Annotated in this window: 18 protein-coding genes; 10 read left to right on the top strand and 8 right to left on the bottom strand. The window is 36.1% G+C overall.

Features of this window, described 5'->3' with window-relative positions; all coding sequences use genetic code 11:
* Positions 1-11: 11 nt before the first annotated feature.
* The 3 genes from glmS to ACUTSE_RS04510 form a co-directional block, all read right to left on the bottom strand.
* Positions 12-1,856, bottom strand: a complete 1,845-nt coding sequence (gene glmS, locus ACUTSE_RS04520; RefSeq protein WP_445639410.1) for a glutamine--fructose-6-phosphate transaminase (isomerizing) — start codon at positions 1,854-1,856, stop codon at positions 12-14.
* Between the two features lie 6 nt (positions 1,857-1,862).
* On the bottom strand, positions 1,863-3,470 hold the full coding sequence (locus ACUTSE_RS04515; protein ID WP_445639409.1) for a DUF4270 domain-containing protein: 1,608 nt from the start codon (positions 3,468-3,470) through the stop codon (positions 1,863-1,865).
* A gap of 72 nt (positions 3,471-3,542) precedes the next feature.
* Positions 3,543-4,346 carry a glycogen/starch synthase gene (locus ACUTSE_RS04510; protein WP_445639408.1) on the bottom strand — a complete coding sequence of 268 codons (804 nt, stop codon included), beginning with the start codon at positions 4,344-4,346 and terminating at the stop codon, positions 3,543-3,545.
* Positions 4,347-4,455: 109 nt separating this feature from the next.
* On the opposite strand from ACUTSE_RS04510, the gene panC reads away from it, so the two are divergent.
* From panC to ACUTSE_RS04495, 3 genes are read left to right on the top strand one after another with little or no spacing between them, the layout of a single operon-like run.
* Complete coding sequence (gene panC, locus ACUTSE_RS04505) at positions 4,456-5,304, top strand: pantoate--beta-alanine ligase (protein ID WP_445639407.1); 849 nt, start codon at positions 4,456-4,458, stop codon at positions 5,302-5,304.
* A gap of 11 nt (positions 5,305-5,315) precedes the next feature.
* Positions 5,316-5,666, top strand: coding sequence for an aspartate 1-decarboxylase (gene panD / locus ACUTSE_RS04500; RefSeq protein WP_002989232.1), 351 nt, complete (start codon positions 5,316-5,318; stop codon positions 5,664-5,666).
* 57 nt (positions 5,667-5,723) lie between these two features.
* The gene (locus tag ACUTSE_RS04495; RefSeq protein WP_445639406.1) at positions 5,724-6,641 is read left to right on the top strand and encodes a lysylphosphatidylglycerol synthase transmembrane domain-containing protein; all 918 of its coding nucleotides are present in this window, start codon (positions 5,724-5,726) and stop codon (positions 6,639-6,641) included.
* Between the two features lie 2 nt (positions 6,642-6,643).
* On the opposite strand, the gene ACUTSE_RS04490 is transcribed toward ACUTSE_RS04495, so the two are convergent.
* Positions 6,644-8,995 carry a TonB-dependent receptor domain-containing protein gene (locus ACUTSE_RS04490; RefSeq protein WP_445639405.1) on the bottom strand — a complete coding sequence of 784 codons (2,352 nt, stop codon included), beginning with the start codon at positions 8,993-8,995 and terminating at the stop codon, positions 6,644-6,646.
* A gap of 174 nt (positions 8,996-9,169) precedes the next feature.
* Here ACUTSE_RS04490 and ACUTSE_RS04485 point away from each other — a divergent pair, with 174 nt between their 5' ends.
* The 5 genes from ACUTSE_RS04485 to ACUTSE_RS04465 all read left to right on the top strand — a co-directional run bounded on the left by ACUTSE_RS04485 (position 9,170) and on the right by ACUTSE_RS04465 (position 14,701).
* Entirely contained in the window at positions 9,170-10,216 is a 1,047-nt protein-coding gene (locus ACUTSE_RS04485) for a sensor histidine kinase (protein ID WP_445639404.1), read from the top strand.
* Positions 10,213-10,941 carry a LytR/AlgR family response regulator transcription factor gene (locus ACUTSE_RS04480; RefSeq protein ID WP_445639403.1) on the top strand — a complete coding sequence of 243 codons (729 nt, stop codon included), beginning with the start codon at positions 10,213-10,215 and terminating at the stop codon, positions 10,939-10,941. Before ACUTSE_RS04485 ends, ACUTSE_RS04480 begins: the two co-directional genes overlap by 4 nt.
* 19 nt (positions 10,942-10,960) lie before the next feature.
* On the top strand, positions 10,961-11,533 hold the full coding sequence (locus tag ACUTSE_RS04475) for a hypothetical protein (protein ID WP_445639402.1): 573 nt from the start codon (positions 10,961-10,963) through the stop codon (positions 11,531-11,533).
* Between the two features lie 123 nt (positions 11,534-11,656).
* Positions 11,657-13,027 carry a DNA repair protein RadA gene (gene radA / locus ACUTSE_RS04470; RefSeq protein ID WP_445639401.1) on the top strand — a complete coding sequence of 457 codons (1,371 nt, stop codon included), beginning with the start codon at positions 11,657-11,659 and terminating at the stop codon, positions 13,025-13,027.
* Between the two features lie 18 nt (positions 13,028-13,045).
* Complete coding sequence (locus tag ACUTSE_RS04465; protein ID WP_445639400.1) at positions 13,046-14,701, top strand: DUF4139 domain-containing protein; 1,656 nt, start codon at positions 13,046-13,048, stop codon at positions 14,699-14,701.
* 37 nt (positions 14,702-14,738) lie between these two features.
* On the opposite strand, the gene ACUTSE_RS04460 is transcribed toward ACUTSE_RS04465, so the two are convergent.
* The 3 genes from ACUTSE_RS04460 to ACUTSE_RS04450 form a co-directional block, all read right to left on the bottom strand.
* Positions 14,739-16,196 carry an oligosaccharide flippase family protein gene (locus tag ACUTSE_RS04460; RefSeq protein ID WP_445639399.1) on the bottom strand — a complete coding sequence of 486 codons (1,458 nt, stop codon included), beginning with the start codon at positions 16,194-16,196 and terminating at the stop codon, positions 14,739-14,741.
* A gap of 26 nt (positions 16,197-16,222) precedes the next feature.
* A complete protein-coding gene (locus ACUTSE_RS04455) occupies positions 16,223-16,978 on the bottom strand; it encodes a PdaC/SigV domain-containing protein (protein ID WP_445639398.1) in 756 nt (251 codons plus the stop codon).
* 191 nt (positions 16,979-17,169) lie between these two features.
* Entirely contained in the window at positions 17,170-17,640 is a 471-nt protein-coding gene (locus ACUTSE_RS04450; protein WP_002989261.1) for an Lrp/AsnC family transcriptional regulator, read from the bottom strand.
* 146 nt (positions 17,641-17,786) lie between these two features.
* Here ACUTSE_RS04450 and ACUTSE_RS04445 point away from each other — a divergent pair, with 146 nt between their 5' ends.
* Positions 17,787-18,365 (top strand): Crp/Fnr family transcriptional regulator, encoded by a 579-nt coding sequence (locus tag ACUTSE_RS04445; RefSeq protein WP_445639397.1) that lies wholly within the window; start codon positions 17,787-17,789, stop codon positions 18,363-18,365.
* Between the two features lie 88 nt (positions 18,366-18,453).
* Entirely contained in the window at positions 18,454-19,524 is a 1,071-nt protein-coding gene (locus ACUTSE_RS04440) for an SDR family oxidoreductase (protein WP_445639396.1), read from the top strand.
* A 31-nt stretch (positions 19,525-19,555) separates the two neighbouring features.
* On the opposite strand, the gene ACUTSE_RS04435 is transcribed toward ACUTSE_RS04440, so the two are convergent.
* Positions 19,556-20,467, bottom strand: a complete 912-nt coding sequence (locus ACUTSE_RS04435) for a GNAT family N-acetyltransferase (RefSeq protein WP_445639395.1) — start codon at positions 20,465-20,467, stop codon at positions 19,556-19,558.
* Positions 20,468-20,511 lie beyond the last annotated feature (44 nt).

The raw sequence follows: 20,511 nt of genomic DNA, 5'->3' as shown, positions 1-20,511 counted from the left end.
GCATTTTATCGTTATTCAACCGTTACCGACTTCGCTAAATTACGAGGCTGGTCAACGTTACACTCTCTTAAAACTGCAATGTGATATGACAATAATTGTAGTGGAATTGTTGTTAAAATAGGGGTTAACGCTTCTGAAATACCTGGTACTTCAATTACGTGATCCGCTAATTCTCTCACTTGTCTGTCTCCTTTGGTTACAACGGCAATGATTTTTCCACTGCGCGCTTTAATTTCTTGGATGTTACTTACCACTTTGTCATAGTGCATTTGATCGGGTGCAATTACAATAACAGGCATGTGCTCGTCAATTAATGCAATTGGACCGTGTTTCATCTCTGCAGCTGGATAACCTTCTGCATGGATGTATGATATTTCCTTTAGTTTTAAAGCTCCTTCTAAGGCAACTGGATAGTTGTACCCTCTTCCAAGATATAAACAGTTTGTAGCGTCTTTATAGACTTCTGCAATCTTTAAAACTTCTTGGTTTTGTACTAATGCTTCTTTTACGCGTTCAGGAATTAATTCTAATTCGTGTAAATATTTTAAATACTCTGAATTAGATAAAGATCCTTTGGATTTAGCTAAGCGCAAAGCAATTAAAGTTAGTACTGTGATTTGCGTAGTGAATGCTTTAGTTGATGCAACTCCAATTTCTGGACCAGCATGTGTATAAGCACCTGCGTGTGTTTCTCTAGATATAGAAGATCCTACCACATTACAAACACCAAAAACGAAAGCACCTTTGGTTTTTGCTAATTTAATTGCAGCTAAGGTGTCTGCTGTTTCTCCTGATTGAGAGATAGCAATGATGACATCATCACTACTGATGATTGGATTTCTGTAGCGGAATTCAGAAGCATATTCTACTTCAACTGGGATTCTTGCAAACTCCTCAATGATGTATTCTGCTACTAACCCAGCGTGCCAAGATGTTCCACAAGCAACGATAATGATGCGTTTTGCATTGAGGAATTTATCTAGGTTATCTTCGATACCCGCCATTTTAATTAAGCCCTGATCAGCAAGTAAACGCCCTCTAAATGTATCGCGGATTACGTCTGGTTGTTCGTAAATCTCTTTCAACATGAAGTGATCGTATCCGTTTTTCTCAATTTGCTCTAAGTTTAATTGTAGCTCTTGAGCATAGTGATTAACCAAAGAGTCATCTTTGATTTTGCGAATATTTAATGGCTTATGTAAGCGAATAATAGCCATTTCCTCATCTTCTAAATAGATAGCATTATTCGTGTATTCAATAAAAGGTGAAGCGTCAGAGGTAATGAAGTATTCATTTTCACCAATTCCAATCGCTAAAGGGCTACCTAAACGAGCCGCTACAATTTCATTGGGTTTTTTAATATCCATTACAGCAATTGCATATGCTCCAATAACTTGGTTTAATGCAATTTGAACCGCTTTTCCTAGTTTTACTTTTTGCGTTTTTTGAACGTCTTCTATCAAGTTAATTAATACTTCGGTATCTGTTTCTGAATGAAAGATATAACCGCGTTTGATTAATTCTTGTTTTAAGGAATCATAATTTTCAATGATTCCATTGTGTATAATGACTAATTCACCTGAGTTGGAAAAATGAGGGTGTGAATTTACATCATTAGGTACACCGTGTGTTGCCCAACGTGTATGACCAATTCCTATTGTCCCTTTCTTAATTGCATCTGTAGCTTTTTCTTCTAAATCAGCAACTTTTCCTTTTGTTTTGCAAAGATTAATCGTTTCTCCATCAAAAACAGCTAATCCAGCACTATCGTATCCACGATATTCTAGTCTAGTTAGTCCTTTGATGATTACCGGATATGCATCTCTATGCCCTATGTATCCAACGATTCCACACATAAATAATTAGTTTTTAGTTTTAGTATAAAATATTTGCAGTGTCATTTTTTTGTCTGAGTTAGTATTCGTTCCGTAAACTACGGTACCCATAGGGTATGCTGCCGACAGTGTAGGCACGTAAGTTACGTTTTCAGGTGTGTTAGGTATTTCTGTCTTTAATTTACTATTGATTCCTTTAGTCACAGTGTTTAATAAAGCATCGTTGTAATTATAGGTTGCAGCAATTGCTAATTTTGGACTTTTTAATTCTTTATTTTTTAATAGTGCGCGAATATATTCTGTGATTCTAAATTTGTAAAAGTCTCCTTTTATCTTAGTCTCTTCATTTGCTGTTTGGTAAATTCCTCCATATACCAATTTGCTGTAATCTGCATTGGCACTATTGTCATTCAAGAAATCAGAAATAGGCGTTCCATTGTCGTAGTTATATAAATATAAACGCTGAGGAATTTGATTCTTGTTCATGGTTGTTTGATCGACATGAACAGTTAGAATTGCATCGTTAATTAAGTATTCTTTCTCTTTAAGAGCTTTTAATTCTTCAAAACCATTTGCGCTGAATAAATCAATAACGGCAACATTTCCTTCGCTTCCTTTGATATATAAGAATGGATCTCCGTTGGTTTTGTCTCCTTCTTGCGTATGCGTATTCCCTTCATTAGTAGTTAAACTGACATTGATATGAGAATCGAATGAACCATCACTTACAGCATCTTTCGTGAATGGAAGTGTGATACTTAAACGTTGTGTTTTCTTGATTTTTTCTCCTTCGTTATTTGTTTCTTCAATTTCTTGGTGGTATTTAATCACCATTTTACCTTGAGCAATATTCAATAAGCCTAAAGCGCCTATTGAACTATTTCCTGTAGCTTTGAAATACAAACCGCGGAAGTGGTTTTTAAACTGAGATTGATCTTTGTAAAGATCTGTATTGTCTACGAATTTTTTGAAATAATCCTTGTTTAAGTCTAACCATACTCCAGGAGCTAATCGTTCCTGTTCAGTTGGTTTATTTGTCTTTTCATCATATATGATATTCCCTTTATCATCTCTTTTGTAAATGATAATGTTTCTCTTAGTAAATGAAAAATCAGTATTCTGCTTGGTGTCGTTTGAATTATTTAGAAGGGTTGGCTTCTTAAATTGTTCAAACTGCGCTGTAGCATCAGAAAAATATTCTAAATCTTTTCCTGTACCAGGATTTACATTGTTAAGATAGTATCCGTTCTCGTATACTTCTAAATTGAAGCTTCCATCTCCTGTTACGTTTAATAATTTGTAATACGTAATTTCATCTTCTACCTTGTCATATTGCGCATAGTAGGGAATATAAACATAAACAGAGTCAATAACCGCATGGCTCTTCATCAAATCAAAAGAAGTAGATGAGGATAATACTTGTGTTACAAAACTGCTGTTTGTTCGACCAAATTCACCATTGTCAATTGATCCAAAAGGAACGTTAGGTAAATTTTTGGTACTCAAAGCACCATAAGGTTGTGTGTAAGCTGTTATATTTTGAACTTGATAAGTGTCAATATTTAAGTTGTTATCTCCGATGATATCTCCTCCAACTTCACTGAAATCTTTGTCACATGATTGTAAACTAGCCATACTTGCTAGAATTACGAATGTTTTTACGATGCTTTTATAATTCATCTACTAAATCGAATATATGCGTTAGTATTATAAAAATTGGTTATAAAAAGTAGTATATGCCTCAGCAAATGCTTCTTTAGTAGCGTAAGGTAAGAAAGGTTTATTAGAAGATTCTATATATTTTGTTAAATCTAAAGGGATGTTCTTAGACGCAAGAATCACTCCATCAGAATTCTTAACCGCATTAACCATTATGTTGTGATACGTTGCTTTTTCGAAATCAGCAATATCTTCTTTTGGCAAGTTGTCAAAGGCAACTTTGGTATGCATAGATGCGCTTAAAGCGCCTTCAAATCCTTCATCAAAAATAGAAGTAACAATTTTTGTGTCAGCAAAAATCGCTTCATCTTTATAGTAATTTTTCAAATAAGTTGGCAATAGCGAAGCCATCCAACCTTGTACGTGGATGATATCCGGAACCCAGTTTAATTTTTTAATTGTCTCTATAACACCTTTCGTAAAGAAAATAGCTCTCTCATCATTATCTGGGTAAAGAACGCCATCCTCGTCCGAAAACGTTGATTTTCTTTTAAAGTATTCATCGTTATCAATGAAGTAAACCTGAATTCGCTCTTTCGGTATAGAAGCCACCTTGATAATCAAAGGCATATCCATATCATTTACGACAAGATTCATCCCCGATAGGCGGATTACTTCATGTAATTGATGTCTTCTTTCATTGATGCTACCGTATTTCGGCATAAAAATTCTTATTTGCCCTCCCTGTTCATTAATCATTTTAGGCGCATCATAAGACATTAATGAAACTTCATTTTCTGCTAAATAAGGTACCACTTCAGATGATACGTACAATATCCTCTTATCTTTCATCTTCAAAAATAGTTTCTGTTGAAATAAATAAAACTGTGCAAATTTACGAAATTTTATGGAGTTATTTCTCGAATTAACTAATTTTGCCATTATTTAAAACGCGAAGCAGATGTTTCTTTTTCATACAAAAGTCGAATTACAAGCTTATTTGGAGACTTTTCACAAGGCAAACCAATCAATTGGTTTAGTGCCTACAATGGGGGCTATACACCGTGGACACCTTTCTTTGATGGAACAATCCTTACAAGAAAATGGTTGTACAGTAGTTAGTATCTTTGTTAATCCTACGCAGTTCAATAATGCAGAAGATTTAGCAAAATATCCTCGAACTTTAGAGCGAGATTTAGAGATTATCCGCTCACTATCAGAACAAATTGTTGTTTTTTCACCTTCTGTAGAGGAAATTTACGCGGGTGAAACGGTAGCTAAAAAGTTCGATTATGACGGATTAGAATTCGAAATGGAGGGGGCACAACGACCTGGACATTTTGATGGTGTTGGCACAATTGTCAAAAAACTTTTTGACTTGGTTGAGCCGACAAAAGCTTATTTTGGAGAGAAGGATTTTCAACAACTCCAAATCATCCGAAAATTGGTTGAAAAAGAACAAGTACCAGTTACAATTGTCGGTGTTCCGATCTTTAGAGCGACAGATGGATTAGCAATGAGCTCTAGAAATGAACGTATTTCTACAACGGGATTGCAGCAATCAACCTTTTTATATCAAGTTTTGAAACAAGCACAAGAATTGTTTAAAACGGAATCGATTGAAAAAGTTAATCAATTTGTTGAGTCTCAATTTAAAAATAATTCTACCTTTGACCTCGAATACTTTACAATTGCGGATGAGGAGACGCTAAAGGTGGCTACTGCTAAACAGGCAGGACATAAATATAGAGGTTTCCTTGTAGCGCATATTGAAGGGGTTCGATTAATTGACAATTTATCTTTTAACTAAACTATCGCGACATGCAAGTTGAAGTAGTAAAATCAAAAATTCATCGTGTAACCGTAACAGGTGCCGATTTACATTATATTGGAAGTATTACCATAGATGAAGCTCTATTGGAAGCAGCCAATATGATTGAGGGTGAAAAAGTTTCTATTGTGAATATCAACAATGGAGAACGCTTTGAAACATATGCGATTCCTGGTCCTCGTAATAGCGGGGAAATTACTTTAAATGGGCCAGCAGCTCGTAAGGTACACCAAGGGGATATCGTTATCATTATTTCGTATGGAATAATGGATTTTGAGGAAGCTAAAACATTTAGACCTTCTATTGTTTTTCCAAATGAAGAAAACAATAGTCTAACTTAATTCAGCATATTGAAGAAAACCGTTAATAAACTCATATCAATTATACTCCCACTTGCGTTGGGAGTTTTTTTAGTTTATTACGCTTTTGCTAAATTTACAAAAGAACAGATTGAAGAGATGGTGATGCACTTTAAAGGTGCGGATTACAGCTATATTATCATCGCTTCAATCTTTTCTATTATCAGTCTTTGGGCTCGTGCACATCGCTGGAAATACGCCTTGAATTACATGGGGTATACCTCTTCAACTGCGACGAATTTCATGGCGATCAACATTGGGTATCTCATGAATCTTACGGTGCCTCGTTCTGGAGAAGTTTCTCGCGCATTAGTACTGCAAAAATACCAGCAGATTCCCTTCGACAAGAGTTTTGGAAGTATTGTTTCTGAACGCGTAGTTGATTTAATTTGCTTGTTACTTTGTGTATTTACTGCGCTTATTTTGCAGTATGAAGTACTCAAGGATTTTTTGTTGCAGTATGTTCCCGTAGATCAATTGATGTGGTTAGGACTTCTAGCTATTGTAGGATTTGCACTTGTGGTGGTTGTATTTATGTATGTAACCTGGAAGCCCATTACTTTTGTTAAACAGAAGCTTAAAGGGTTGGTTGAGGGAGTAAATAGCATTTTTAAAATGCCTAGGAAAGTGGAGTTCTTATTCTTTACGTTAGTTATCTGGTTTGGGTATATCGCTACGTTTTACTTTGGTACGTTGGCCTTAGCAGAAACGAGTGTATTGACCTTTCCGATGATTATGTCGGCTTTTGTGGCGGGAAGTTTTGCCGTATCCTTTACCAATGGCGGTTTTGGAGCTTTCCCCTTACTATTAGCAGAGTTATTGGTCTTGTACCATATTTCTACTGTTGCAGGAACCGCCTTTGGCTGGATTCTGTGGACAACACAAACGGCTATCGTTGTTGTTTTAGGTGCATTGTCTTTCTTTTTATTACCTCTATATCACACAAGAAGAAGATAAGATTACATTCTTCCTAGTTCTTCTTCGTATGCATTGGCTCTTTGCTTTACTTTCAAGGTGCTATGCCCTAGTTTATAACTCGCTGAGAAGCGAATCGCACGATTGTCCCAATTATTTTGAAAGCGCTGCATGGCTTCTGTCGTTTCTTTATATGTGGAATACACGCTGTTTAACACATTGCTCAATTGAAGGGACAATTCCAGTTTTTTGTCGACTAAGAGATATTTTACATTCAAGTTTAAATCTGCATACGCCTTAGAATGAAAATTATCTGATACTCCTTTAAAACTCTGAGTATAATTAAATCCTGCAAATAACGTTTGGGCAGTATTCAAAATAAAATCATTGGAGGTTGAAAAATAAGCCGCTGTTCCCTTTACTCGTTCTTCATTTTCTAAAACTGGGACTGCAGAAGAGTAAGTCAAGGTGAATTCATTCGAGCTGTTCCACCAGGACGTAGGCTTAAAATAGATACTTTCTGACAAACCAATTTCTTTTACATCTACATAATTCATCCAAATGTAATTGTAGTTTTTAGTTTCGGCATCAATCTGAGAGACTTGTGAAATACCATCTTTCATTTGGCTGTAGTACAACTTTGATTCTAATTTTTTATAGGTATAAATAAATTCTAAATTAGTGGTATAGGCCGGTTTTAAGAAGGGATTTCCCTCGTGATAGCTGTACGCATTGTACGTAGAGCGCGTAGGGTTTAAGCTCTCAAAATTAGGTCGATTAATTCGCCTCGCATAATTGAATCCCAACGTTTGGTCTTCTTTCAATTGATATTGGATATAAAGCGTCGGGAAAAACTTGACATAGTTATTTCTATTGGTTTGATCTAATGCTGAGGCATATCCTTTCGTTTGGGTGGCTTCTACGCGTAAACCTGCTTGAAGCGTCAAGGCGTCTAACCAAGATTTAGTACCTGAAACATAAACAGCCTGATTGTTTTCGGTATAATCAAATTGGTTGTTTTGCACGCCAGAAGGAAGAGTTGAATTGTAAATCAGCAATTTATTTTTTGTTTTTGAAGTAGCAATTTTTGCTCCCACATTAAAAGTAAAACCTTGAAAGGGCAGATCTACATCTAATTTTCCGATATAATTGTCAATTGTATTTTGATTGTCATTTCCTCCTTGTAGCAAACTGTTGGGAATACTTTGATGCAAAGGATTGAGGGTTTCAGAGGTGAAATTTCTGAAACTCGGCTGATCACTGCTGATATAATCTAAATCTAACGTCAATTTTTTTCCTAAAGTATCTAGTTTAATTTCATTAAAGTAGGATAGAATAAAGCGGTCTGATTTGGATTGTTCCTTGGAATCTTCTGTAATATAAGAATGAACCCCATTTAGATTTAAACGCGTGGTTTTACCTTCCATAATTCCTTTGAAATCATAGTTGTTTTTAGCCAATTTAATTCCCATCTCCCAGTTTTTACTCCATTGGTACGAGAGATCAAAATTGAGGTTGTGGTAGTTATTTTTACCATCAGTTGTCGCTCTGCTTTCCCAAGTTTCATCTGTATAGAATAAATCATTACTCCAAGTTCGAAGAAAGCGTGCATCGCCAAAATTTGCTGTTGCTTTGGCTTTCCATCTTTTTTGGTTTAGATTAAACCCTGCATTATAACGCAGCGTATTTCGCTTGCCACGTTGATAAGTAGAACCTATCGTTGCATTCCAGGTGTCTTTGGGTGTTTTTTTAGTTACAATATTGATGATACCACTATTTCCTTCCGCTTCATATTTAGCTGGAGGGGTAGTAATCACTTCAATACTTTTTAAATCAGCACTACTGATGCTTTCTAAATAACGGGTAAGTTCATCTCCTGATAAATAGGTTGGTCGATCGTCAATTAATACCAACACCTGATTTTTTCCAACAATGGAAATACCAGACGGAGAAACCTGAACGCCAGGGGTTACTTTTAAAGCTTCTAATGCATTGCCACCTGTACCGACTACCGCAGATTCTAGATTAAAAACCAAACGATCAATTTTGCGTTCTACTAAACGTTTCTGCGCAACAATTTGCACTTCTTCTAGAAGTTTATTCGTCTCAATGCTAATCTTACCTAAGTCAGTATCTTGGGTAAGTTCAAGATCCAATTGATAGACTTCTTGGTTGTATTGGTGTAGCGTCAATTGGTAGGAAGCTGGTGCTAGGGCGAGGGTAAAACGACCGAGGTCTTCCGTATAGGTTTGAACGAGTTCTTGTGATTGTTTATTGATGAACCGTACGGTTGTAAATTCAGTAGGTTGCTCTCCTTCATAAATCTGCCCTGTTACTTGAACAGTTTGACTAAATGAGAAAAAAGAAATTAAAAAAAAGAGGATGCTGTATTTCATGTTTATTTGTTTGGGACAAATATGCGAAGGCGCTGTTACCTGGTGTTTTTTTTTAGACCAACGAATGTCTTTTTCCGATGAGAAGTTGGTCGGATATTTTACGACATTCGTCGAAGAATAGCTTTTCGTTTTGTTTTTACCTGTACCTTTAATGCGTGTTTTAGCAAATCAATTATGACAAAGAAGCAAATTAGTGCCATTCATCTTGTGTTTTGGGTTATTTTTATTCTTCGCACTGCCACGCGTTTTGATTATGATACGTTGCAATTTGAATTTGCTTTTTGGAGAGAAGAGAGTGAACAGGCTGTATTTCGATTTTACCCTATCGTTTTTACGTTGCTAAGCGCCATTGTTTTTTATTTTAATTATTGGTATGTAATTCCAAAATTCATTGGATCCAAAAAATTTGGACGCATTATATTGGGAGTCGTTTTGATTTATAGTCTTTTTATTGGATTGCGTTATTTTGTGGAAGAATATCTCTTGAATCTCTTTTTTGGATTTACTAATTATAGTCCCGTTTTACCTGCTTCGTTTTATATTGTTGACAATTTATACTTTGCGAGTCTTTGTATTATTCCCTCGATTACCATTTGGTTGATTGTGCAGTTTGTCCAATCCCAAAAGGAAAAAACAGAAGCTGTGCAATTGAAAACACAGGCGGAAATTAATTTTTTAAAGTCTCAAGTTAATCCACACTTTATCTTTAATACCATGAATAATATTTATTATTTAGTGTATCAAAAATCGGATTTAGCGTTGAGTGCGATTGAAAAATTAAGCCATTTGATGCGTTATGTAACTTATGAAAGTCAACAACAAACAGTATCCTTAGAAGCGGAAATCGAGTATATTGAGAATTATATTGAGTTGGAGTGTATGCGAATACAAGGTGAGAAGTATATTAAAATAAAAAAAGAAATTCAACAACCTCAATTGCAAATTCCGCCACTTTTATTGTTGCCTTTTGTTGAAAATGCTTTTAAACACGGGGAGGTAACGGATCCAAATTATCCTTTTTTAATTACCATTACTCAAAACGAGCATACCCTAGTTTTTGAATCGAGTAATAAAGTGAATAGTTATCAAAAAGATAAGCAGCGAGGAATTGGAATAGAGAATATAAAAAAGCGATTAGCTTTGCATTTTCCATCGCAACATACCTTGACGATTAAACAAACGGAAACGTCGTATTTTTGTAACCTAACGATTGAATTATGAATCAAATCCGCTGTTTTATTTTAGATGATGAACCCATGGCGATTTCACTTTTGTCGGAATACGCTAAAAAGATTCCTCAATTGTTGTTGGTTGGTTCCAGTACTTCAGCCTTGGAAGCTTTGAAACTGTTTGAAGAAGAAACGATTGATCTGTTGTTCATCGACATTCAAATGCCTGAATTGACAGGGTTGCAAATCATGGATATTTTAGGCAATCGAACCAAGTATATTGTCACATCTGCTTATAGCGAATATGCTTTAAAAGGATATGAATATCAAGTGTTAGATTATTTGTTGAAACCCATTTCGTTTGAGCGTTTTTACAAGAGTGTTCAAAAGGCAAAAGAATATTTTCAACCTGTTGTTCAACCAAGTGCTCCAGCTCTCTCAGCGCCACCAGTTAAAGGAGAAGCCGATTTCTTATTTGTCAAAACGGATGGGAAACTAATTAAAATATTTTTAAAAGATTTACTTTTTGTCGAAGGATTAAAAGACTATTTGTGCTTAAATTTAAGACAAGAAAAAATCATTATCCTCGATACGTTTCTCGAATTAGAAAAGAAATTGCCTGCCGATGATTTTATGCGGGTTCATAAATCGTATATTGTTCGTTTGGATCAGATCGATACGATTGAGCGCAATCGAATTTTTATCAACGATAAAATTATTCCCATCGGCAAAACTTATGTGGACCATTTTCAACAATGGGTGAAGGAACATCATTGAGAATAATAAACCCAAGCCAATGAATACATTATTTAATTTTGATATTCAACCCAAAGGAGTGATATCGGAAGCATTTCTCCATATCGGAATCTATACTTTTCAAGCAGCTACCGCTTATATTTGCGATTTACCTTATGGTCGAAACGCCAATAAAGATGATTTACTTTCCTTTTTTGCTGATGGTAAAGGGACTTGCAGTACCAAACATGCGGTTTTAAAACAAGTGGCTGAAGAAAACGACTATACCGACTTGCAATTAATTCTTGGGATATTTAAGATGAACGGACAAAATACCCCTTTGGTTGGCGATACTTTGGCTCAATACCAACTCGATTATATTCCTGAAGCACATACTTATTTAAAATACAAGAATCAGCGTTTTGACTTTACGCGAACGGGGGCTTCCCCAGCAGATTTTCAATCGGATTTATTGGTCGAATACGAGATACAAGCTGATGAAATTGGAGCATATAAAGTGCGAGTTCACCAAGAATTTATGACTCAATGGCTTCAAGCAAATAAAGATATTCCCTATGCTATAACTGAAATCTGGGCGATACGAGAACAGTGTATTCAAGATTTATCTGTTTAGTTTTTTACATCAACACACCTGTTTTTTCTTTTTTATGGCTGTATTTATAGCTAAAAAGAGGGAATTCAAATCTAAACTTTTAATTGTAAATTTGAGATTTAGAATTTAAAAGTAGAAGGTCGTATGGCAAAAGTAAAAACCGCTTTTTTCTGTCAAAGTTGTGGTGCTCAATCTCCCAAATGGATGGGGCAATGTCCTACTTGTAAGGAATGGAATACGCTGGTAGAGGAGGTGATTCAAAAAGAAGAGAAAACAGCATGGAAAGCCGTTAGTTCAAGCGCATCCACTTCAAAACGTATAGCAAAACCTTTAAAAGTAAAGGAAATTGATAGCGCAGAAGAAATCCGCATGAATACCTTGGATGGGGAATTGAATCGCGTGTTAGGTGGCGGATTAGTCCCTGGGTCAATGGTTTTACTAGGAGGGGAACCCGGAATTGGAAAAAGTACGTTGCTTTTGCAAATTTCTTTGCGTTTACCTTTTAAAGTACTTTATGTTTCTGGAGAAGAAAGTCAGAAGCAAATCAAAATGCGTGCAGAACGCATCAATCCCAATAATGAAAATTGTTATATCTTAACAGAAACCAATACCCAAAATATCTTTCGTCAGATTGAAGAAATTCAACCAGATGTGTTGATTATTGACTCTATTCAAACCTTGCATACGGATTATATTGAATCCTCTGCTGGAACAGTTTCTCAAATTAAAGAATGTACAGCAGAGCTGACGAAGTTTGCCAAAGAGACCGGTACTCCCGTGTTGATTATTGGACATATTACAAAAGATGGAAGTATTGCTGGTCCGAAAATGTTGGAGCATATGGTGGATACCGTGTTGCAATTTGAAGGAGATCGCAATCACGTGTACCGTATTTTACGCGCCAATAAAAACCGCTTTGGATCTACGGCTGAATTGGGCATTTACGAAATGCAAGGCAGTGGATTGAGAGAAGTTTCCAATCCATCGGAAATTTTAATTTCCCACAAAGACGAAGAATTATCGGGAACAGCGATTGCTGCAACTTTAGAGGGGATGCGTCCCTTGATGGTAGAGGTACAATCGTTGGTTAGTACAGCAGTGTATGGAACGCCGCAACGCAGTGCTACAGGATATAATCTGAAGCGATTGAATATGTTGTTGGCTGTATTGGAAAAAAGAGCGGGATTCCGCTTAGGGCAGAAAGACGTTTTCTTAAATATAACAGGAGGAATATCGGTTGATGATCCCGCAATTGATTTAGGAGTAGTTGCTGCAATTCTCTCTTCAGATCAAGATATATCCATTCAAAAAGGAGTAACATTTGCTGGAGAAGTAGGGCTTTCAGGAGAAATTCGCCCGATTAATCGCGTAGATCAACGCATTCAAGAAGCTGAGAAATTAGGTTTTTCGGAGATACTTGTTTCTAAATACAACAAGATTTCATACGCAGGATCAGGAATAAAAGTTATTTTAGTAACGAAGATCGAGGATGTGGTAGAACATCTCTTTGGATAAAATATAAAAGAAAGTAGGATGAAAAAAGGAATAATTTTAGCGATGACGTTAAGTGCTTTTAGTATGTGGGCGCAAAAACCCGTCTATACTAAGGCGAATTTAGAAAGTGCCCGGGTGTATTATGATGGTGCCGAATTAACGCAAAATACACAAGTGACTTTACCAAAGGGATTGTCTGAAGTAGTAATCACTAATGTTTCGGATCAATTGATGGAAAATACGATTAAAGTAGGTTCTATCAATGACGTAACGGTGATGTCTGTACAATTTTCCAATGCCTATATTGAAGAATATGACAATGTGAATAACTCCCCTTTGACAAAACCTTTGCGAGATAGTATTGCAGCGGTTGAACAGCAATTGAATCGCATTACGAATGGGATTAATGCAGATCTTAACGCTGTTGATTTTATGGATAGCTATAAATTCGGTGAGACCTCAAGGATGAGTAATTTTACAGATTTAACAAAATGGATCGACTATTACGGAAAAAAAAGACAAGAATTAGAAAATTCGATCTTTATAAAAACAAAGGAAAAGGAAAAAATTGAAGCAAAGTGGAATGATTTAAAGTCTCAGTTGACAATTGGAGGGGATAAATCAGAGCATACAAGTCGTGGAAAGTTAATTGTACAAGTGATGAATGCAAAAGAAGGGAATATCCCTCTGCGAATTAATTATGCCACCGATCGCGCCCAGTGGATACCTTCGTATGATTTGCGTATTGAGAAAGTAAATGCACCAATTAAGATGATGTATAAAGCGCAAGTGATTCAACTTTCTGGTATTGATTGGCGCAATGTTAGGTTGAGTTTAACTTCGGGTAAATTGAATCAGAATTATACAATTCCAACTTGGAATACGTGGTTTGTTCAGTATGAAGCACCTATTTCTGACAAGAAAAACTATGCGGGTTATGGATCATCCAATGATGTATATGTATCGCGAATGATTGAAGGTAAAGCTGCAGGGGTAACTGTTTCAAGCAGACGATCAAGTAAAGAAGTTTCTTACGAAGAGCGACAAACTGTAGCTGAATTTACCACAGTAAGTGAAAGTGAATTGAATGTAACCTTTGATATTGCGATTCCCTATTCGATTCGAAGCAATGGCAAACGCCATGGTGTAGATTTGAATGCATTTGACATTAATGGGGAATACAAATTCTATGCTGCTCCAAAATTAGATGCCAATGCTTATTTAGTTGCGGAGATTAAAGATTATAGTAAACACAATTTATTATCAGGACAAGCCAATGTGATTTATGATGGTATGAATATCGGACAAACGTATTTATCTACTGAAAATACAGAAGAGAAATTGCGTCTGAACATTGGAAAAGATCCTAATATTTCAATTAGTCGTACGTTGATTTCAGATAAATCAGGAACGAAAACACTATCATCGAAAAAAGAGCAAACGTTTACGTATGAGATTACAATCAAAAACAATAAAAAAGAAGCAGTTGCTATTCAAGTAGAAGACCAATATCCAATCAGTACGGATAATTCGATTGAGATTACATTAAACGAATCGTCAAAAGGAAAAGTGGACGAGGAGAAAGGTTTAGTCACATGGGACGTTCAATTGCAACCCAACGAAGTTAAAAAAGTACGTATGAGTTACTTAATTAAATACAGTAAGGATAAAAACCTAGAAAATATCAGCTATTAGTTTAGAAGTAAAAAGCCACGTTTAGCGTGGCTTTTTTTTATTTTTTAAGCATTCGTTTTAGGGTGTTTTTCTCTTGACTAAACACAACTACACCGAAAAGGATAATCGCAGCGAAACCTACGAAATAGTTTTCTCTAAAGTGGTAGAAGTAGATATACGACAAGAGCATAGATAACCCCATATATAAACCAATGGCTTTTTTATCGTAAGGAATAGGGTAATATTTTTGTCCTAATACATAAGATACTAACATCATCGATCCATAAGCCAATAAGGTAGCGATAGCAGACCCCATATAACCCCATAACGGAATTAATGCATAATTGAATATCAAAGTCAATACCGCTCCAAAAATGGAGATATAAGCCCCCATGCTGGTTTTATCGCGCAACTTATACCAAACGGATAGGTTGGTGTAAATACCCATGCATAGATTGGCTAATATAATAAGCGGCACCACAATCATGGCATCCCAATAACTCTCATTGCGAATAAACAGTACTTTTAATACATCTGCAAATACTACAACCCCAAGCATAATAGCACTTCCCATTAAAATGAAGTACTTGGTTACGGTGGCGTATTTGGTTGGTGCATCGTCATTTTTGGCGTAGTTAAAAAAGAAAGGCTCGATTCCTAAGGTATAGGCCTGTCTAAAGAGCACCATAAAAAGACCTAGTTTGTAACAAGCGGCATATTTACCAACTTCAGCAGAAGCAATATCTGCGGGTAATAAACGCTGTAATAAGATTTTGTCAAAACTTTCATTGATGGCAAAAGCCAATCCAGCAACCATCACAGGAAAACTATAGCGCAACATTTGCTGCAATAATTCCTTGTTGATATTAAAATTCAGCTGCCAATAATTCTTAGTAAATACGAAGAACGTAGCAGCACTAGCCACTAAATTTGCGATGAAAATATATTCTACTTGAAAATTTTCAATATAGAGGGATGCAAAAATCGAAGAAGGAGCTTGTTCTGCCCATTGTGGCAAGAAATATAAAAATAGCACATTCAATACAGAATAAATGCAGACATTTCCAATTCGAATGGCGCTGTAATATAGTGGGCGTTGATCAGCTCTTAACTTAGCGAAAGGTACAATCACCAAAGCATCCAAAATCAAAATCCATAACACATAGTGTAGAATATTGGTTGGAATATGGAGGAGTGTCGACCAAAAATCAAGGAAAGAGAACCCCAATACGGCAAAAAGAATGGTAGTTGCCCCTAAAAAGAGCATACTATTGTTGATGACTTCTTGCTTATTGTCTCGAGTATTATAAAATCGAAAGAAAGCGGTTTCCATACCAAAGGATAGAATCACATTCAGCAACATCATGATGGAAAAAATTACGCTATATTCTCCATATGCGTCATTTTTCATCAAATCCGTGTGAAACGGAACTAAAAAGAAACCAATTACTTTAGGAAAAACAGCAGCTAAACCATAGATAGCAGTCTGTTGAAAAATTTTTTTATAAATACTCACAGTGTCGAGCGTTAAGGGTCAATGCTTTATTTTTCTGCTGTTACAGGATCCAAGTTTATCTTTAAAAAAGGAAGAACACGGTCTTTCGGGAAATCAATTTTTGTTGGGCCATTGTAATGCGCATCATCATCAACCGCATTGTAAATAAATCCTACCATATCTTCATAAAAGAAAATACTTTCGGGGTATTTTAATTGGTTGTTTGCTGTCCAAATGTCCATTTTGTCTTTCAGTTGAAGCGCCATCAGCTTTTGCAGCTCCTCCCAATTGCCAATTAAATCTTCAACCTGATATAAATCCCCTGTTTTAGGGTTGAAATTTAAAGCTTTTTCACTTTTAAATCCATAAGCTCCACCTGCAAAAGTGTAGTATTCTAAGGAAATAGAGAGTAAATCTGCATTGTAAAAAGTAATATCTCCTTCTACTTCTGCTTTCCAAGCAAGTGTTTCATCGGGATATTTAGCAACAAAAGTTTTGTAGTTTCGGATGTAGTTCTGCGTGAGTTCTTCTAGAGAAGCACTGGTTGCAGTGGTGTCATCAACCGCTACAATATTGTCAATTTCTGATACAAGATGTTGATTGATTTTTGCTGCAATTTCGTGATCTTCATTGGTCATCACCGGAAGACTCAGCTTAATTGTTGTACATTCATCTGCTATACAATTATCTGAGGATTGAACAAATTCTTTTTGCTCAAATTGGAGTGCCTCTGAAGATTTGTCTTTGGTATTACAACTCACCATAAAAACGAGTAGTAATGATAAATAAATAACTTTTTTCATAGACTTTCTTTTCTTACAAAACTAAGAATTAATGTGCTGAAAGTTAAGAGAATTTGGAAAATGCTTGTTTTTTATTTCAGTATCCTGTCAGCGCGCATATTGTGATGTACTTTTTTATCGCACCAATAACACCTTGTTTTTTTGCTATTATAACTAGGGTAATTGTGTTATCATACCGTTGTTTTATCTTGTTACAGCAAGCTGATTTTGATGTTGTGATCATTTTTAATTTCACGCATCACAAAAGAACTATGGGTACTTCCTATACTGTCTACCATAGCCAATTTATTGAATACAAAGTCTTGATAATGACGCATATCATTGGCATATACTTTTAATAAAAAGTCGTATTCACCTGAAATATTATAACATTCTACTACTTCTTCTATATTGAGAATATCTTCAATAAACTTATTGTTGATGATGCGTTCATGCTGTTTGAGCTTGACATTACAAAAAACAACAAAACCGCGATTCAGCTTTTCTGCATCAATTAATGCAATGTACTTTTTGATGAAGCCTTCTTGTTCCAATCGTTTTACACGCTCAAAAACAGGAGTAGAGGATAGATTTACCTGTTGAGCTAATTCCTTTGTTGTAACATTGGAATTTTCTGATAATAAGTTGAGTAGCTTTAAATCTATGTCGTCTAAGTTATGCATGCTGTTTTGTTTTTAAGAGTGTCATGCAAAGGTAGGAGAAAACGAATAGGATTGGTAAAAAGTGCTATAGGATTTATAACGGAAGGTCAAAAAAGATCGCATTTCAGTAGAAGGATTTGTATCTTTGAGTATCGATAGGACGAATCATGATATATGAAAATCTATTTGCACATATTGAACAAAAAGTTCGATTGACTCCAACAGAAAAAGAACAAATTTCATCTTTTTTCCGCGTAAGGAAATTGAGAAAACGCCAGTTTTTATTACAGGAAGAAGATGTTTGTAAGGATTTTGCCTTTGTGAGCCAAGGGCTTTTAAAATCGTATGTATTGGATGAAAAGGGCAATGAAAACATCAATCTCTTTGGATGGGAGGGGTGGTGGATTGCTGATTTTCAGAGTTTTTTGTTTCAAACACCTGCTACGCTGGCTATTGAAGCGATGGAGGACTGTGAATTATTACTGTTGTCTCGTGTAAATTATGATCAGATGTTAGAAGAAGTTCCTGTAATGGAGCGCTATTTTCGCTTGGTGTATGAGAGGAGTTTAGCAACGAAAGATCAACGATTGGTCACGGCTCAAACTTATTCTGCGGAAGAAAAATACAACCATTTAATCCAAACTTATCCCGAATTGATACAGCGAATTCCACAGAGTTTACTCGCTTCTTTTTTAGGTCTTACCCCAGAAACATTTAGCCGGATTAAGCATAAAAAAAGAGAATAACCTTGATCTAGATCAAGGAGTGTTCTTATTGTAGATCAAAGGATAGCGCTAAAAGTAAAGCTAGCTTTGTTCTATAAATATGGAACAGATGAAAAAAAGTGCTTTAGTAATAGGAGTAAGCGGAATTGCGGGAAGTAATTTGGCTGAAGAATTAGTTACTCAAGGATGGGTAACGTATGGATTGGCACGCAATCCAAATGTGGGGATTTCGGGAGTGATTCCTGTGGTAGCAGATCTTTTAGACCCAACACAAGTGCAGGAAGCATTAGCTAATCTCGCACCAACACATGTCTTTTTTACCTCTTGGGTACGTGGTGCTTCAGAAGATGAAAATATTCAGAGGAATAGTGCGTTAGTTCGCCATGTTCTAACTGCTTTATCTCCTAAAAAATCCGTACAACATGTTGCCTTGGTTACTGGACTGAAACATTATTTAGGTCCTTTTGATGCTTATGCAAAAAGTGGGATACTGCCTTTAACTCCGGTGAAAGAAGAACATCCTCGTTTGGATTTACCTAATTTTTACTATGCTCAAGAAGATGAGGTGTATGAAGCTGCTAGCCGTGATGGTTTTACTTGGAGTATTCACAGACCTCATACTGTAGTAGGAAGCGCGAAAGGAACTAATTTGATGAATATCGGAACAACCTTAGCAGTATATGCGAGCTTGTGTAAAGCAGAAGGAAAACCTATGGTTTGGCCTGGTTCAGAAGCACAGTGGAAGGGGTTGTCTGATGTAACTGACGCGAAAATTTTGGCTAAGCAACTCGTTTGGGCGAGCGAAACGCCTCAAGCAGCTAATCAGGCGTTTAATGTCGTCAATGGCGATGTATTCCGATGGAATCAATTGTGGTTTGAACTCGCGTCTTGGTTTGGAGTAGAAGCCATAGGTTATGAAGAGAAACCACAACCTCTTGAAGAACAGGTGCAAGGAAAGGAATCGTTATGGGAAACCATAGTAACTACTCATCAATTGAAGAGACAACCCTTGCATCAAGTCATCTCGCCTTGGCATACAGATTTAGATTTGGGTCGCCCTTTGGAAGTGGTAACCGATATGTCTAAAAGTAGAAAATTAGGATTTACAGCCTATCAATCTACCAGAGATTCTTTTTACACGTTGTTTCAAAAGTTGAGAGACGAACAAATCATTCCTTAAATTAGAAAAGGAGAGCTAGAGCTCTCCTTTTTTAGGTATGTGATAGTAGTGGAATCATGGTTTGTTGTTCCGTAAAATAGGGAACAAGGGATGGTGTAACAAAGAGTGTTAAGTCTTCCTCTTTATACAGGATAAAGTCATATTCACTTGTTTTGGGGGTATAACCCAACGCGATGCACGTTGTTTGTGCTGTTGCTAGGGTATTTATTGCTTCTTCTATGTGATTCTGCTGTAAATAATAGGCTTGATATACCAGTAAAGTATCCTCTTCTTGTCGAGCAACAACCAACGTATCTAATTCAGGTAGTATGTATATAGCATCTGCAAATCCGAATTCAGGATTGGCGTAGCAATAGAAATGCGCTAATCCGAAACTTTGGGTGTCAAAACGACAAGCTGTGTGCCCATTTTTTAAGTAATGCTGAAATAAGGTTAAATCCTCTTTGTGTGTTAGGTTGAGTTGTTTTACCTCATAAGCATTCGCTTGTTTTTGAAATGATTTTGTGGCCTGAAATTCAGGAACAGCGATAAAACCAAATTTGGGATAAAACTCCAAGACGGTGTCATTGGCAAATAAGAAATAACCATCCAATGTATTGCGATACGCCTCAATGATATATTCCATTAAGAAACGCGATAATCCTTGCTTGGTATGTGTAGGCTGGGTCATAACAGTTCCCAATTGACCAAGGCAAAGTGATTGATTTTGTATTTGTGTTTGAAATAGGCTCAAAGTTGTATGGGCAACGATTGTTTCCCCGTCAAATAAAGAAAAGATAATACAGGTATCATCCCAATATCCAGATTGATAATAGGATTCAAATGTAAATTCCCAAAAATCAAACGTCATCGCATTGAACGCTGTTCGCAGCGTTTCATTCCCTTGATAAGCGATGTGCAAAGTGTATGTTTTGTTGTTTACTGTAATTTGTTTGGTCTGCATAAATAGTAATGTAAAGTGCAAAGTACTCTATTTCAGTTTGAATA

The sequence above is a fragment of the Myroides sp. TSA_177.3 genome (assembly GCF_052691955.1).
The sequence above is the reverse complement of the archived record's forward strand: the minus strand, read 5'-3'. Positions and strand labels throughout refer to the sequence as shown.

Coding starts and splice junctions, on each gene's coding strand:
- ACUTSE_RS04435 (WP_445639395.1), bottom strand. CDS start 20,467: ATGCAGACCAAACAAATTACAGTAAACAACAAAACATACACTTTGCAC.
- ACUTSE_RS04485 (WP_445639404.1), top strand. CDS start 9,170: ATGACAAAGAAGCAAATTAGTGCCATTCATCTTGTGTTTTGGGTTATT.
- radA (WP_445639401.1), top strand. CDS start 11,657: ATGGCAAAAGTAAAAACCGCTTTTTTCTGTCAAAGTTGTGGTGCTCAA.
- ACUTSE_RS04475 (WP_445639402.1), top strand. CDS start 10,961: ATGAATACATTATTTAATTTTGATATTCAACCCAAAGGAGTGATATCG.
- ACUTSE_RS04450 (WP_002989261.1), bottom strand. CDS start 17,640: ATGCATAACTTAGACGACATAGATTTAAAGCTACTCAACTTATTATCA.
- ACUTSE_RS04445 (WP_445639397.1), top strand. CDS start 17,787: ATGATATATGAAAATCTATTTGCACATATTGAACAAAAAGTTCGATTG.
- ACUTSE_RS04480 (WP_445639403.1), top strand. CDS start 10,213: ATGAATCAAATCCGCTGTTTTATTTTAGATGATGAACCCATGGCGATT.
- ACUTSE_RS04455 (WP_445639398.1), bottom strand. CDS start 16,978: ATGAAAAAAGTTATTTATTTATCATTACTACTCGTTTTTATGGTGAGT.
- ACUTSE_RS04440 (WP_445639396.1), top strand. CDS start 18,454: ATGAAAAAAAGTGCTTTAGTAATAGGAGTAAGCGGAATTGCGGGAAGT.
- panC (WP_445639407.1), top strand. CDS start 4,456: ATGTTTCTTTTTCATACAAAAGTCGAATTACAAGCTTATTTGGAGACT.
- panD (WP_002989232.1), top strand. CDS start 5,316: ATGCAAGTTGAAGTAGTAAAATCAAAAATTCATCGTGTAACCGTAACA.
- ACUTSE_RS04490 (WP_445639405.1), bottom strand. CDS start 8,995: ATGAAATACAGCATCCTCTTTTTTTTAATTTCTTTTTTCTCATTTAGT.
- ACUTSE_RS04465 (WP_445639400.1), top strand. CDS start 13,046: ATGAAAAAAGGAATAATTTTAGCGATGACGTTAAGTGCTTTTAGTATG.
- glmS (WP_445639410.1), bottom strand. CDS start 1,856: ATGTGTGGAATCGTTGGATACATAGGGCATAGAGATGCATATCCGGTA.
- ACUTSE_RS04515 (WP_445639409.1), bottom strand. CDS start 3,470: ATGGCTAGTTTACAATCATGTGACAAAGATTTCAGTGAAGTTGGAGGA.
- ACUTSE_RS04510 (WP_445639408.1), bottom strand. CDS start 4,346: ATGAAAGATAAGAGGATATTGTACGTATCATCTGAAGTGGTACCTTAT.